The sequence below is a fragment of the Salinivibrio kushneri genome, from assembly GCF_027286325.1.
Classification (GTDB): domain Bacteria; phylum Pseudomonadota; class Gammaproteobacteria; order Enterobacterales; family Vibrionaceae; genus Salinivibrio; species Salinivibrio kushneri_A.
In genome coordinates this window covers 2,082,684-2,097,005 of record NZ_CP114588.1, presented here as the reverse complement: position 1 = coordinate 2,097,005, position 14,322 = coordinate 2,082,684, and the positions used below count along the sequence as shown (strand labels likewise).

Genomic DNA, 14,322 nt, shown 5'->3' with positions numbered 1-14,322 from the left:
GTTGTACAGAGTTTAATCAGTAGGCTGACGTGAGTGATGTTGTTGCACCACGCTGGTGACATCGCCGTTGCTGAGCTGGGTGTGCAAGGTATCGCCCTCTCTTAGCTGGTTGATGTTAGTGACGATGTGCCCATCACTATCACGACTAATTGAGTAGCCACGAGAGAGGGTGGCAAGTGGGCTGACCGCATCTAAGGTGGCGACCAAGGTGGCAAGTCGCTGTTGCGCATGTGACAGGTGTGAGTCCATCGCGTGGGTGAGGCGTTGATGGTATTGCGCCAATTGAGCCTGATGCTGCTGAATACGGCGGTCAGGCGTCATACGCTGCAAGCGGCTATCCAGCGCAGTAAGTTGATTGCTATACCGTGAAACCTGTTTGGTGAGCGCCTGGTGCATACGCCTTTGTAACTCATCAATATGCTGACTTTGCTGTTGCAAACGCCGGCGAGGGTGCTGGTGCGACAAACGGTGTTCTTGGTGTGTCAGTGCGCGTTGCTGGCGATAAAGAAGGGTGCCGATCGCGTTTTTGAGCGCGTGCTCGCGCTGCTGGTATTGTTGTAAACGATAGCTGAGGTCACGGCTCACTAATTCCGCGGCGGCTGATGGCGTCGGCGCGCGCACGTCGGCAACAAAGTCGGCAATGGTGACATCGACCTCATGGCCCACGGCACTGACGATGGGGATCTGACTGGCGGCGATAGTACGGGCGACGATTTCTTCATTAAAGCACCATAAGTCCTCGAGTGAACCACCGCCACGACCAACAATCAGCACATCACACTCGTTGCGCGTATTCGCGCGCCCGATGGCTTGGGCAATAGAAACCGCAGCCTCTTGTCCTTGAACCAGCGTTGGATAGATAACTACTGGCAGGCTCGGATCGCGCCGTTTCAACACATTTAGAATATCGTGCAAGGCAGCGCCCGTTTTGGAGGTGATTATGCCAACGCGCTTGGGTTGGTCGGGCAAGGCCTGTTTGGCGCTTTGCGCAAATAATCCCTCGGCTGCCAACGCTTGTTTGCGTTGCTCAAACGCCTGTTGCAGTCGTCCATCGCCTTCGGGCTGCATGCTTTCTAAGATCAGTTGATAGTCGCCGCGAGGCTCGTACATAGACACGCGCGCACGTACCAGTACCTGATCACCGTTTTTAGGCTTAAACATCACGCGGCGATTGTTACCACGGAACATCGCACATTTGACCTGGCTTTGGTTATCTTTCAACGATAAATACCAGTGACCGGATGTCGCGGCGGTAAAATTAGAGATTTCCCCCGTGAGCCAGACGATACCGATGTTTTTCTCCAAGCAAAGACGCACTTCGGCATTTAAGCGAGAGACGGAAAGAATGTTTCGGTTGTTAGCGGTCACGATCTCGGTCCATTTCAATAAGCTTGTCAGCATACTACCTGCCGCATTCCGGTATGCCAAATAGACCTTGAGCAATCGGTTGCTAAAAAGTCCCGCGGATATCTGTTGATAAATCAACCGACTAAATCTGAGTAGCCCAACAAACGGACATTCTTAGTAAAAATCGATAGCCAAACGTTTGCGCTGCCCGTATAATGCTGCGGCAATATTTTGTTCCCCTTCACAAATTTTGGTGTGAGATATTGCAATGCTGAGAATCGCGAAAGAAGCGCTAACCTTTGACGATGTACTCCTCGTCCCTGCCCACTCAAATGTTCTTCCTAACCATGCCGATCTGCGTACAAAACTGACACGCTCGATCAGCTTAAACATTCCTGTTCTATCCGCCGCGATGGACACGGTGACCGAAGCCCGTTTGGCGATTGCCTTGGCGCAAGAAGGTGGTCTTGGCTTTATCCATAAGAACATGACCATTGAGCAACAAGCCGAACAAGTACGCCTGGTCAAAATCTATGAAGCAGGCATGGTCACCAATCCAGTGACTGTGACCCCAGAAATGACCATTGCTGACGTGAAGGCACTGACTGAGCGTAACGGCTTTGCGGGTTACCCTGTTGTCAATGCACAAAAAGAGCTGGTGGGGATCATCACAGGCCGTGACGTGCGTTTTGTGTCTGACTTAAGCAAGCGCGTCGAAGACGTGATGACACCAAAATCCCGCCTGGCAACCGTGCAAGAAGGCGCAGAGCGTGAGCAGGTACAGCAGCTCATGCAACAGCACCGTGTCGAAAAGATTTTGGTGGTCAACTCAAGCCATCATCTTACCGGTATGATCACCGCCAAAGATTTCCAAAAAGCAGAAAGCAAGCCTAATGCTTGTAAAGACGAGCAGGGTCGCTTGCGTGTCGGCGGCGCGGTTGGTGCCGGTGCGGGCAACGAAGAACGCATTGCCGCCTTGGTTGAAGCGGGTGTAGATGTATTGCTGATTGATTCATCACACGGCCACTCTGAAGGAGTTCTGCAACGTATTCGTGATGCACGTGCCGCGTACCCGAACCTGCAGATTGTGGGCGGCAACGTCGCCACCGCTGAAGGCGCACGCGCCCTGATTGAAGCCGGTGTCGATGCCGTCAAGGTTGGCATTGGCCCAGGCTCAATCTGTACCACGCGTATCGTCACTGGCGTCGGTGTCCCGCAGATCACGGCGATCAGTGATGCGGCCGCTGTGGCGCAAGAGTACGGCATTCCTGTGATTGCCGATGGCGGTATCCGCTTCTCAGGGGATTTGTGTAAAGCGATTGCTGCCGGTGCATCCTGTGTGATGGTGGGCTCAATGCTCGCCGGTACCGAAGAGTCACCGGGTGAAGTGGAGCTTTACCAAGGCCGTGCTTATAAATCTTATCGTGGTATGGGCTCGGTAGGGGCGATGTCGAAAGGCTCGTCTGACCGTTACTTCCAAAGCGATAACGCCGCAGACAAGCTGGTGCCTGAAGGCATTGAAGGGCGTGTTGATTACAAAGGCATGATGAAAGAGATCATTCATCAGCAAATGGGTGGTCTGCGCTCTAGCATGGGTCTCACCGGCTCTGCCACCATTGAAGAGATGCGCACCCAAGCACAGTTTGTTCGCGTGACAGGCGCGGGCATGAAAGAGTCACACGCGCATGATGTCACCATTACTAAAGAAGCGCCGAACTATCGCCTCGGCTAAAGACATCACCACCGCGATGCATTTGAGAGGGGAGCACAGCTCCCCTTTGTTCCACTTAATTGAGAAAGCCAGATAATGACCCAGAACATTCATGCTCAACGTATTTTGATCCTTGATTTTGGCTCCCAGTACACCCAATTGATTGCGCGCCGTGTCCGTGAAATCGGTGTGTATTGTGAACTTTGGAGCTGGGATGTCGACGAGCAAGACATTCGTGATTTTGCCCCTAACGGCATCATCTTATCCGGTGGCCCAGAGAGCGTGGCCGAGGAGAACTCTCCACGAGCGCCGCAGTATGTCTTTAACGCCGGCGTGCCAGTGTTGGGGGTTTGTTATGGCATGCAGACCATGGCTGAGCAGCTCGGTGGTAAGGTGGCCGGCTCTGAGCACCGTGAATTTGGCTACGCGCAAGTAAAACGCGTTGGACAAAGCGCGCTGTTTGATGGCATTGAAGATGCCATCGCCGATGACGGGCATGCGCTCCTTGATGTATGGATGAGCCATGGTGATAAAGTGGTCGCCATTCCAGAAGATTTTGTCAAAGTGGCCGAGACAGACACTTGCCCCTTCGCGGCCATGGCCAATGAAGATAAGCGTTTTTATGGCGTGCAATTCCACCCAGAAGTCACTCACACGCGCCAAGGCCAACGCATGTTGGAGCAGTTTGTGATGCAAATCTGCCAATGCGAGCGCTTGTGGACACCAGCCACCATTATTGACGATGCGATTGAGCGTATTCGTGAGCAGGTGGGGGATGATGAAGTGATCCTTGGCTTGTCTGGCGGCGTCGATTCTTCCGTGGTCGCCATGCTGGTTCACCGTGCAATTGGCGATAAGCTCACGTGTGTCTTCGTCGATAACGGCCTATTGCGTCTTAATGAAGGCGAGCAAGTACTGGAAATGTTCGGTGACCACTTTGGTTTGAACATCGTCCATGTCAACGCCGAAGACCGTTTCCTCTATGCCCTTAAAGGCGAAGCGGATCCGGAAGCCAAGCGTAAAATCATTGGCCGCGTGTTTGTCGAGGTATTCGATGAGCAAGCGAGCAAAATGAAAAATGCTAAGTGGCTGGCACAAGGTACTATCTACCCGGATGTAATTGAGTCAGCAGCCTCGAAAACCGGTAAAGCGCATGTGATCAAATCACACCACAACGTCGGTGGTTTGCCGGAAGAGATGGAAATGGGCTTAGTTGAGCCACTCAAAGAGTTGTTCAAAGACGAAGTGCGTAAAATTGGCCTTGAGCTAGGCTTACCGTACCACATGCTTTATCGCCACCCCTTCCCAGGGCCAGGCCTCGGCGTGCGCGTGCTGGGCGAGATTCAAAAAGAATATTGCGATCTGCTTCGTCGCGCCGATGCGATCTTTATCGAAGAGCTGCGCAACGCCGATCTCTACGAGAAAGTCTCGCAAGCCTTTGCGGTATTCCTACCGGTTCGTTCGGTAGGCGTGATGGGCGATGGCCGTAAATACGACTGGATCATTGCCCTGCGTGCTGTTGAGACCATCGACTTTATGACTGCACACTGGGCACACCTGCCATACGATTTCCTGGGTAAGGTATCAAACCGCATCATCAACGAAGTCGACGGCATCTCCCGCGTGGTTTACGACGTCTCCGGCAAACCGCCAGCGACGATTGAGTGGGAATGATTTCCAACCGAGGCGGTTTAGCCTGAACAAGCTTTAAATAGAAAAAGTCCGCGAAATGGCGGACTTTTTTATTGGTATTCGCGGATAACAGCGGTCCAGGTTCAGTTTCTACAGCTGCCCGAATTTGCCTGCTTGCAGATCGTTGAACGCTTGCAAAATCTCTTGCTTGGTATTCATCACAAAGGGGCCATGACCGACGATGGGATCGGTGATGGGCTCGCCACTGAGTAGCAAAATTACGCTATCTTGTGAGGCGTGCAATGCGACTTCACGGCCTTGGCGGCTAAGCAGTGCCATATCGGCGTCGCCAATTGGGTCGGCGCCGTTGATACTGACGTTGCCTTCCAGCACCACCACCGCGGTGGTCCAGTCTTGGGGAAGCGTAAGCTGCGTTTTCCCGTCAGCGTTTAGCCGTATATCCCAAACCTGCATCGGGCTGAAGGTTTTGGCCGGCCCCTGATGACCGTCAAACTCACCGGCAATGACCCGTAATGTGCCCGCCTTATCGGCGAGGGTAACCTCGGGGATATCGGCTTTTTGAATGCCTTGATAACTGGGGTCGGTCATTTTGTCTTGTTTGGGAAGATTAACCCACAGCTGCACCATTTGCAGCTCGCCGCCAGTGTGGCTGAACGCACTGGAATGAAATTCCTCATGCATAATGCCGCTGCCTGCAGTCATCCACTGCACATCCCCGGGGCCAATCACGCCGCCTTTACCAGTGGAGTCACGATGCTCCACTTCGCCTTGATACACAATGGTCACGGTTTCAAAGCCACGATGGGGGTGTTCACCCACCCCTCGCTTCACGCCATCGGCAGGAAAGTGCATTGGACCGGCATAGTCCAGCAGTAAAAAGGGGCTCATCTCCGCCGCTTGATGGTGATAGGAAAATAGCGAGCGGGCTGGGAAACCATTGCCTACCCAGTGTGCAGCAGGGGCTTTAGTAATACGCGAAATGGATTTCATGGTGCTCTCCTACCATTAATGTCCCTTCATTATATCGTCGCTGCTGCAGAGTGCTAAGGATCCACACTCCTATTCCACGCCAGTGGGGTTTTTGTTTCTAAATGTTTCAGTGCGCTCGGTAAGTATACGTTTTTTGTGCTGCCTTTCTAACTACAAAACAATTTAACATTTGGTTAACTGGCTTGCTTGTGGCTAACTATGCTGTTTTTTGCTTTACTGGTGAAAGTTTGTCATTTTAATGTCATTGAAACCTGCTTCAGCAGGCAAGCACAGACACAACATCGAAAAATGGAGTAAACAGTGAGCCAACACATAAGCGACTCAGCCGATGCTGGCCAGCCGCGCGGCATGGATCGGTTTTTGAACATGATAGAGCGGGCAGGGAACCGCATTCCGGATCCCGCGCTATTGTTTTTTTGGGGGCTGATCACCGTGTGGGTATTATCAGCCATTCTTTCTCAGGTCTCTTTTGATTCAGTCCACCCTTTGACCGGTGACGCTGTCCAAGTCAAAAATCTGCTCACCGGCGATGCGCTAGCCCACTTTTTAGCCAATATGGTTGACACCTTTACTGGATTTGCGCCGCTGGGGATTGTTTTGGTGGCGATGCTTGGTGTCGGTGTGGCCGATCAGTCCGGTTTTATTACCACCGGACTTAAGAAAATGCTGAGTGTGACGCCGAAGCAAGCGCTCACACCAATGCTGATTTTGGTGGCGATTGTATCCCACACTGCCGCAGATGCTGGCTATGTGCTGGTGATCCCACTCGGCGGGATTATCTTCCACGCGGCGGGTCGTCATCCTCTGGCCGGTATTGCTGCCGCCTTTGCTGGTGTATCCGGCGGCTTCTCCGCGAACTTTATTCCGTCAGGGATCGATCCATTACTGGCCGGTTTTACTGAATCTGCCGCGCATGTGTTGGACGATAGCTATCAGGTAAACCCGCTTGCGAACCTGTATTTCACTGGCTTGTCATCGATTTTGATTGTGGCGCTAGGCTGGTTTGTGACTGAGAAAATTGTCGAACCACGCCTAAATCGTATGCCGATTGATGAGGATGCTGAAGAGGCACCGGATTTGGGCTCTTTTACGGCGATTGAAGGTAAAGCCTTTAACCGTGCTGGGCTGGCGATGCTGCTAGGGATCGCTGCGCTGGTGGCGGCCTCATGGCCGGAAACGTCCCCGCTTCGCTCTCCTGCGGGTGAGCTGACTGCGTTTGATGCACCGATTATGCAATCAATCGTACCGCTGATTTTTGTGCTGTTTATCATTCCAGGCATTGTTTATGGTAAAACCGCGGGCACCTTTAAAACCAGTCAAGATGTGATTAAATCCATGTCTGACACCATGGCGACTATGGGCGCATACATGGTGATGGCATTCTTCTGTGCGCAATTCTTAGCCGCATTTACCCAATCCAACATTGGTACTCTATTGGCGCTCAACGGCGCGGAGCTGTTGCAATCGATGAAGCTTCCGGGTGAGTTGACCATCGTGGGGATGATCCTGCTGACGGCAATGGTGAACTTGTTGATTGGTTCAGCGTCGGCGAAATGGGGGCTGATTGGGCCGATTCTCGTGCCGATGTTAATGGTGGTGGGGATCTCCCCTGAATTGTCGCAAGCGGCTTACCGTGTAGGGGATTCCGTGTCGAACATTATCTCGCCATTAATGGTGTTCTTCCCACTAGTGGTGGTGTATTGCCAGCGCTACGTGAAAACCACGGGTATTGGCACCGTGGCCTCAATGATGATCCCTTACTCGCTTACCATGCTAGTAGGTTGGACCTTATTCCTGCTTGCTTACTGGGGGCTAGGATTGCCTCTGGGCATTCAAGCCAGTTACCAATACTTGGTGCAGTAATACGCTGTTGCGCGTTGAGTGTCTTAAGCCGGCCTTCGAGCCGGCTTATTTGTATCGTATACTGAGGGCGTATTAGGTTGTTAGTCACAGAGGTTGGGATGAAAGATCCACACGCGTCGGATAGCGAGCACGACGTTTATATGCGCCAAGCGATCCACCTAGCAGACAAGGCGGAACAAGAGGGTGAAGTGCCTGTCGGCGCCGTGGTGGTGTATCAAGGTGAAGTTGTGGGCACGGGGTGGAACCGAACCATTACCCAGCATGATGCCACCGCCCATGCCGAAGTCATGGCATTACGCCAAGCCGGCCAAGTGCTGGGCAATTATCGTTTATTGGACGCGGATCTTTATGTGACATTAGAGCCTTGCCCCATGTGTGCGGCGGCGATAGTGCATGGCCGTGTCAGAAAGGTTTATTTTGGCGCGCCCGATCCCAAAACGGGGGCTGCCGGCTCGGTAATGAACTTACTCAGCTATGACGGTGTGAATCACCATGTGAAAAGTGAGGGGGGAGTGCTAGAAGCGGAATGCCGTGCGCAACTGCAAGCCTTTTTCCGCCGTCGTCGCGCCGAAAAAAAGGCCGCTAAAAAAGCAGCCCGTCAATCTCAACCGTGTTTGCCTGACTCAGGCAAGGTGTCCTAAAACGCATCATCAAAGGCGGCAAATTCACGAATCGCGAAGGCACGTTGTCGCCAAAGCACCTTTTTATGCATATTTTGGCGCATACGCTTACGCCGATTAGCGGATGAAATATTGTTTTTGCGAAAGCTCTGTTTCACCAGCCGTTTTCTTGGAACCATGCTGTCCTCATTGCGGTTGCGTGTCTAATTGCGGTGTCGAGTTATCCTCTGACTGTGATGACGCCGGGTCAGGCGCTTGCTCGGTTGCATTCTCGGAGGCATCATCCGACGGCTCGTCAGGGGCGACGATCGTCTGCAGACCACCGAGATCTTCAACTTGTTGGCTGTCGAGAGATTCTATGTGTGCCTTCTCATAGCCTAGAATACTTTGGTAGTAGCGGCGAATATTCTCGACGTAGCTAAGCGCTTCGTAGCCACGTGCGTAACCATAGCGTGTTTGGGTGTAATACTGGCGCTTGGCTAACAATGGCAGACGCTGTTTTACATCGCTCCAAGAGTTAGGATCGGCCCCTTGAGCTTCTGTAAGTCGGCGTGCGTCCATCATATGGCCAAAACCAATGTTATAAGAGGCGAGGGCAAACCAAATGCGCTCGTGTGGATTGACACTGTCAGGCACACGATCAAGTACACGTTGCAGGTAGAGCGAGCCGCCTTTAATGCTTTGCTCTGGGTCGAGACGATTGCGCACGCCCACTGATTTGGCGGTCGGCAGGGTAAGCATCATCATACCGCGCACCCCAGTGGGCGAGATTGCCCGAGGGTTCCAATGCGATTCTTGATACGACAAGGCGGCGAGCAGGCGCCAGTCAAAATCGTTGGCGTGCTTTTTGAAGAGCGGCTCCCACTTGGGTAATTTGCTCTCTAGTGCCCGTAAAAAGGCGCGGGTATCGACGTAATCAAATTGATCAACGTGACCAAAATACTTCTCTTCTAAGATAGCCAATTCGCCAGTTTGGTTAAGCTCACCAAAAAAGTTAACCATTAAGGCATAGGCGCTGCTGTCGCCTTGTTTTTTCATAAACCAAGCTACAGGCTCGTCTTCACTGAGGGCCATGGCAACGGCAATATCTGGGTGGGTGCGTTGCATCAAGGCAATATCGACAGAGTCGGCAATGGTAAAGTCAATCTCACCGTCTGCAACTTGTTTAAGTAGCTCATCATCGTCGGCGTCCTGCACGACTTTCCAGCTGAGATCGGGGTGATCTTGTTTTAGCGCTTGCAAGGTGAGGTCGTGGCTAGAGTCTTCCACCACCGCCATAATGGCATTCTCTCGGTCAAAGTCATCGACATCGCGCGGGCGCCAATGTCCCTTTTTATACACCACTTGCTGGCTGACAAAGTAATAGGCAGGACCAGGGCGAAACTGGGCTAAACGTTGGTCGGTAATGGTAAGGCCTGCGGCAATCAGATCCACGTCGCCGCGTTCAAGAGCTGGAAAGAGGCCGGAAAGTGTATAAGTGGGCACCATCTCTAGCTTAACCCCAAGCTCATCGGCAAACCGAGAGGCGAGCTCGTAATCCAGCCCGGTGGGGCCGTCAGGACCAATATAGTATGAGAGCTCGTTGTTGAGTGTCCCGACTCTTAAAACGCCACGGTCTCGGATTTTTTCTAGAACGGTACGATCGTCGAAGGTCCAATCACAGCCTGTGACGGCGAGGCTAAGCACAAGCACCGTTAGGCCAATCATCCATGATCGCAAAGAAAAGTCACGCTGTGTCAAAGGCTGTCGCTCACTGTTGCATGCCAGCATCAAACGGCTAGCGATGATCGATAGACGCGTCATTCTACGTGAATAGACGTCAGACCGATAGAGGGAAAATTTTTTGCGCAAACGGTTGCGTCAGGTGTGTTGTCGGTGACAGTTTTCCCCTATAATGGCGGCCGCCTAGGCAAAACGCCAGTATTAAAGCGCGTGTGGCGTGGCGAAACCTCCGAGCACTTGGGAGGTCTGCCCTGGGAATCAGCGTTAACGATAACGGAGAGAGCAACCATTGCGGCAATGCCGGTGGTGATACCCAAGTTATGGTGCCAAGATGCGATAACTTGGGTATACCCCTTTCATTTACCGCTAACGAGAGACGTACGCACATGGATATTTTGCGTGGTTCCCCCGCACTGTCTGAGTTTCGTGTCAACAAATTACTGGCGAGCTGCCAAGCACACCAGTTACCTGTCACGGCACTGTATGCTGAGTTTATTCATTTCGCCGATTTGCATCAGCCTTTGGATGGCGCCAGTCGCGAGAAGCTCGAAAAGCTACTGACTTACGGACCAACCTTACCACCGCATGCCCCGGAGGGGACGCTGTTTCTTGTGACCCCACGTCCGGGCACCTTGTCTCCATGGTCCTCGAAGGCGACCGATATTGCCCATAACTGCGGCCTGGACGCGGTTAAACGCTTAGAGCGCGGGACGGCGTACTATATTCAGTTATCTGCCTCCCTGACGAGTGAGCAACACGCGACCTTAATCGGATTGTTGCACGACCGGATGATGGAAACGGTGTTCAGTGAGCTTGAGGCTGCCGCGGTGCTGTTCGAGCAAGCGGAACCTGCGCCGATGCATAGCGTAGACATTCTCTCAGGTGGCCGCGCCGCCTTAGTCGAGGCCAATCAAGCCTTAGGGTTGGCACTGGCAGAAGACGAAATTGACTATCTGGTCGAGAACTTCACCCAGCTGGGGCGTAATCCTAACGACATCGAACTGATGATGTTTGCGCAAGCCAACTCAGAGCATTGCCGACACAAAATTTTCAACGCCGACTGGACCATTGATGGTGAAAAGCAGCCTAAGTCGCTGTTTAAGATGATCAAAAACACCTATGAGCAAACCCCAGATAACGTGTTGTCGGCGTATAAAGACAACGCAGCCGTGATGACGGGCTCAAACGTTGGGCGCTTTTTCCCCAGCCCTGACAGCCACACTTATCAATATCACCATGAGCCGGCTCATATTTTGATGAAGGTGGAAACCCACAACCATCCTACTGCGATTTCACCTTGGCCAGGCGCGGCGACCGGCTCTGGCGGTGAGATTCGTGACGAGGGGGCGACCGGTGTCGGGGGCAAACCCAAAGCAGGATTGGTCGGTTTTTCCGTCTCTAACCTCAAAATTCCGGGCTTTATTCAGCCGTGGGAGCGCGATTATGGCAAGCCTGAGCGCATTGCCACTGCGCTCGATATTATGCTGGAAGGCCCGTTAGGTGGCGCGGCGTTTAACAACGAATTTGGCCGACCTAACTTGCTGGGCTATTTCCGTACCTATGAGCAATTGGTGACCTCGCATGCCGGTGAGGAAGTGCGTGGTTATCACAAACCCATCATGATCGCTGGTGGGATGGGGAACATCCGCGACGGCCATGTACAAAAAGATGAGATTGATGTGGGGGCCAAACTGATTGTATTAGGTGGCCCGGCGATGAACATCGGCCTTGGCGGCGGGGCGGCATCGTCCATGGCGTCAGGTCAGTCTGCGGAAGACTTAGACTTTGCCTCGGTACAGCGTGAGAATCCAGAAATGGAACGTCGCTGCCAAGAGGTGATTGATCGCTGCTGGCAACTTGGTGAGGACAATCCGATTGCCTTTATCCACGATGTGGGCGCAGGTGGCCTGTCCAATGCGATGCCAGAGTTGGTCGATGATGGCGGCCGCGGTGGACGCTTTAACTTGCGTGACATTCCTAATGATGAGCCGGGAATGAGTCCGCTCGCCATTTGGTGTAACGAGTCACAAGAGCGTTATGTCTTGGCGGTTAAACCGGAAAATATGGCGCTTTTTGAAGCCTTGTGCGAGCGTGAACGGGCGCCGTACGCGGTGATTGGTGAGGCCACCGATGCGCGTCATCTGTCGCTTGAAGATAGCCACTTCGACAATACCCCCATCGACATGCCGATGGATATCTTGCTGGGGAAAGCGCCCAAAATGCATCGGGATGTCACGCGTCAGCAAGTGACAGGTACCGCACTTAACACCCAAGGCATTGAGCTGCCGGAAGCCTGTGAGCGTGTTTTACGCTTGCCAGCGGTGGCGGAGAAAACCTTCTTGATCACCATCGGTGACCGTTCGGTGACTGGACTGGTTGCGCGTGACCAAATGGTCGGCCCTTGGCAGGTACCGGTCGCCAACTGCGCGGTAACGGCAGCCAGCTATGACAGCTATCACGGCGAGGCGATGGCGATGGGTGAGCGAACGCCTGCGGCCTTGCTCGACTTTGCTGCTTCTGCCCGTATGGCGGTCGGCGAAGCACTTACCAATATCGCCTGTGCCGATATTGGTAGCCTGACTAACATTAAACTGTCTGCGAACTGGATGTCCGCGGCAGGTCATCCGGGCGAAGACGCCGGCTTGTACGAAGCGGTTAAAGCCGTGGGCGAGGAGCTGTGTCCTGAGCTGTCACTGACCATTCCGGTGGGTAAAGACTCGATGTCGATGAAAACCCAGTGGCAGCAAGACGGTGAAAACAAAACCGTCACCGCGCCGATGTCGCTGATTATCACCGCCTTTGGCCGCGTGGAAGATGTGCGTCGTACCGTGACCCCACAACTGCGTACTGATAAAGGCGACAGCCACCTGATCGCGATTGATCTCGGTGAGGGGGCGCAGCGTCTGGGCGCGACCGCGTTGGCTCAGGTTTATCACCAGTTGGGCGATAAGCCTGCCGATGTCACCAGCAGCGCCCGCCTAAAAGGTTTTTTCAATGCGATGCAAACCTTGGTAGCAGAGCAAAAGTTACTGGCGTATCACGATCGAGCCGATGGCGGACTGTTCGTCACCTTGGCGGAAATGGCGTTTGCCGGTCACACCGGTATCGACGTAGATATCGCCCGTTTAGGCGACGATGCCTTGTCGGTGCTGTTTAACGAAGAACTGGGCGCGGTGATCCAAGTGGCAGCGCAAGATCTCGAGCGTGTTAATGCGGTGTTGGATGAACATCAATTAACCGCATGCAGTCACCTAATTGGCGGCCTAAGTGATAGCGATGAGATTATCTTGCGTCACGGTGAGGCGCCTATCTATCACGCCAGTCGCCAGCACCTGCGTCAGATTTGGGCTGAAACTACCTACCAAATGCAAGCGCGTCGCGATAATCCGGACTGCGCTCGTCAAGAGTTTGACGCCAAGCAGGCGGCCGATCCTGGGTTACACGCCAGCCTGAGTTTTGATGTGCACCAAGATATTGCTGCGCCATATATCGCTACCGGTCAACAACCGACGATGGCTATTTTGCGTGAGCAAGGCGTGAACTCGCATGTGGAAATGGCCGCCGCCTTCGATCGTGCTGGCTTTAACGCTGTGGACGTTCATATGAGTGACATTCTCTCAGGACGCGTCAGTTTGGACGGTTTCCAAGGGCTGGTGGCCTGTGGTGGTTTCTCTTACGGTGACGTGTTAGGCGCTGGTGAAGGTTGGGCGAAATCAATTCTGTTTAACAGCCGTGCACGCGATCAATTCAGTGACTTCTTTACGCGTGAAGACACCTTGGCACTTGGCGTGTGTAATGGCTGCCAGATGCTATCGAACCTGCATGAACTGATCCCAGGCGCCGCACACTGGCCACGATTTGTTCGTAACGAGTCGGAGCGCTTTGAAGCGCGCTTTAGCATGGTGGAAGTGCAATCAAGCCCCTCCGCCTTCTTTGCTGGGATGGCGGGATCACGGATGCCCATTGCGGTATCGCATGGTGAGGGACGCGTTGAGGTGCGTGATTCAGAACATCTGGCGGCTATTGAGGCGTCAGGCACGGTGGCGCTGCGTTACACCGATAATCACGGCCAGCCAACACAAGTGTATCCTGCCAACCCGAATGGCTCACCAGATGGCATTACCGCGCTGACCACTGAGTCGGGCCGCGTCACTATTATGATGCCGCACCCTGAGCGGGTATTCCGTACCGTCGCTAATTCTTGGCACCCCGATGATTGGGGCGAAGACAGTGCGTGGATGCGTATGTTCCGCAACGCACGAGTGACCCTAGGTTAACCGCGAAATAGGATATCAGCCGCCATCGTTTGGCGGCTTTTTCGTGTTATGCGTGAATCGATGGATGATTTTTTATCCTGCTGCGATACAATTTGAGCTAAACACTTGATCCATCAGGACCGGCCAGCGGCCAACGAGA

At 53.4% G+C, this 14,322-nt stretch carries 9 protein-coding genes; 5 read left to right on the top strand and 4 right to left on the bottom strand.

Annotated elements, in window-relative coordinates:
* Nucleotides 1–12: 12 nt before the first annotated feature.
* Entirely contained in the window at nt 13–1,401 is a 1,389-nt protein-coding gene (gene xseA / locus N8M53_RS09865) for an exodeoxyribonuclease VII large subunit (protein ID WP_420066583.1), read from the bottom strand.
* 214 nt (nt 1,402–1,615) lie between these two features.
* Between xseA and guaB the strand changes: the two genes are divergently transcribed.
* Nucleotides 1,616–3,079: an IMP dehydrogenase gene (gene guaB / locus N8M53_RS09860; RefSeq protein ID WP_269578655.1), complete on the top strand. Its 1,464-nt coding sequence runs from the start codon at nt 1,616–1,618 to the stop codon at nt 3,077–3,079.
* Nucleotides 3,080–3,154: 75 nt separating this feature from the next.
* The gene (guaA, locus tag N8M53_RS09855; RefSeq protein WP_269578654.1) at nt 3,155–4,732 is read left to right on the top strand and encodes a glutamine-hydrolyzing GMP synthase; all 1,578 of its coding nucleotides are present in this window, start codon (nt 3,155–3,157) and stop codon (nt 4,730–4,732) included.
* 108 nt (nt 4,733–4,840) lie between these two features.
* On the opposite strand, the gene N8M53_RS09850 is transcribed toward guaA, so the two are convergent.
* Nucleotides 4,841–5,701, bottom strand: coding sequence for a pirin family protein (locus tag N8M53_RS09850; protein WP_269578653.1), 861 nt, complete (start codon nt 5,699–5,701; stop codon nt 4,841–4,843).
* A 348-nt stretch (nt 5,702–6,049) separates the two neighbouring features.
* Between N8M53_RS09850 and N8M53_RS09845 the strand changes: the two genes are divergently transcribed.
* Together N8M53_RS09845 and tadA are read left to right on the top strand one after the other, a co-directional pair.
* Nucleotides 6,050–7,564, top strand: a complete 1,515-nt coding sequence (locus tag N8M53_RS09845) for an AbgT family transporter (RefSeq protein WP_269580025.1) — start codon at nt 6,050–6,052, stop codon at nt 7,562–7,564.
* 98 nt (nt 7,565–7,662) lie between these two features.
* Nucleotides 7,663–8,205 carry a tRNA adenosine(34) deaminase TadA gene (gene tadA, locus N8M53_RS09840; RefSeq protein ID WP_269578652.1) on the top strand — a complete coding sequence of 181 codons (543 nt, stop codon included), beginning with the start codon at nt 7,663–7,665 and terminating at the stop codon, nt 8,203–8,205.
* Here tadA and N8M53_RS09835 read toward each other — a convergent pair.
* Both N8M53_RS09835 and mltF read right to left on the bottom strand, forming a co-directional pair.
* Nucleotides 8,202–8,363 (bottom strand): hypothetical protein, encoded by a 162-nt coding sequence (locus N8M53_RS09835; protein ID WP_167369481.1) that lies wholly within the window; start codon nt 8,361–8,363, stop codon nt 8,202–8,204. The two genes, tadA and N8M53_RS09835, sit on opposite strands and share 4 nt — an antisense overlap.
* Nucleotides 8,364–8,370: 7 nt before the next feature.
* Nucleotides 8,371–9,891 (bottom strand): membrane-bound lytic murein transglycosylase MltF, encoded by a 1,521-nt coding sequence (gene mltF / locus N8M53_RS09830; RefSeq protein ID WP_269580024.1) that lies wholly within the window; start codon nt 9,889–9,891, stop codon nt 8,371–8,373.
* Nucleotides 9,892–10,292: 401 nt separating this feature from the next.
* Here mltF and purL point away from each other — a divergent pair, with 401 nt between their 5' ends.
* Nucleotides 10,293–14,183, top strand: a complete 3,891-nt coding sequence (gene purL, locus N8M53_RS09825) for a phosphoribosylformylglycinamidine synthase (protein ID WP_269578651.1) — start codon at nt 10,293–10,295, stop codon at nt 14,181–14,183.
* The last annotated feature ends 139 nt before the right edge of the window (nt 14,184–14,322 follow it).

Coding starts and splice junctions, on each gene's coding strand:
- N8M53_RS09850 (WP_269578653.1), bottom strand. CDS start 5,701: ATGAAATCCATTTCGCGTATTACTAAAGCCCCTGCTGCACACTGGGTA.
- N8M53_RS09845 (WP_269580025.1), top strand. CDS start 6,050: ATGGATCGGTTTTTGAACATGATAGAGCGGGCAGGGAACCGCATTCCG.
- guaA (WP_269578654.1), top strand. CDS start 3,155: ATGACCCAGAACATTCATGCTCAACGTATTTTGATCCTTGATTTTGGC.
- N8M53_RS09835 (WP_167369481.1), bottom strand. CDS start 8,363: ATGGTTCCAAGAAAACGGCTGGTGAAACAGAGCTTTCGCAAAAACAAT.
- purL (WP_269578651.1), top strand. CDS start 10,293: ATGGATATTTTGCGTGGTTCCCCCGCACTGTCTGAGTTTCGTGTCAAC.
- mltF (WP_269580024.1), bottom strand. CDS start 9,891: ATGATTGGCCTAACGGTGCTTGTGCTTAGCCTCGCCGTCACAGGCTGT.
- xseA (WP_420066583.1), bottom strand. CDS start 1,401: ATGCTGACAAGCTTATTGAAATGGACCGAGATCGTGACCGCTAACAAC.
- tadA (WP_269578652.1), top strand. CDS start 7,663: ATGAAAGATCCACACGCGTCGGATAGCGAGCACGACGTTTATATGCGC.
- guaB (WP_269578655.1), top strand. CDS start 1,616: ATGCTGAGAATCGCGAAAGAAGCGCTAACCTTTGACGATGTACTCCTC.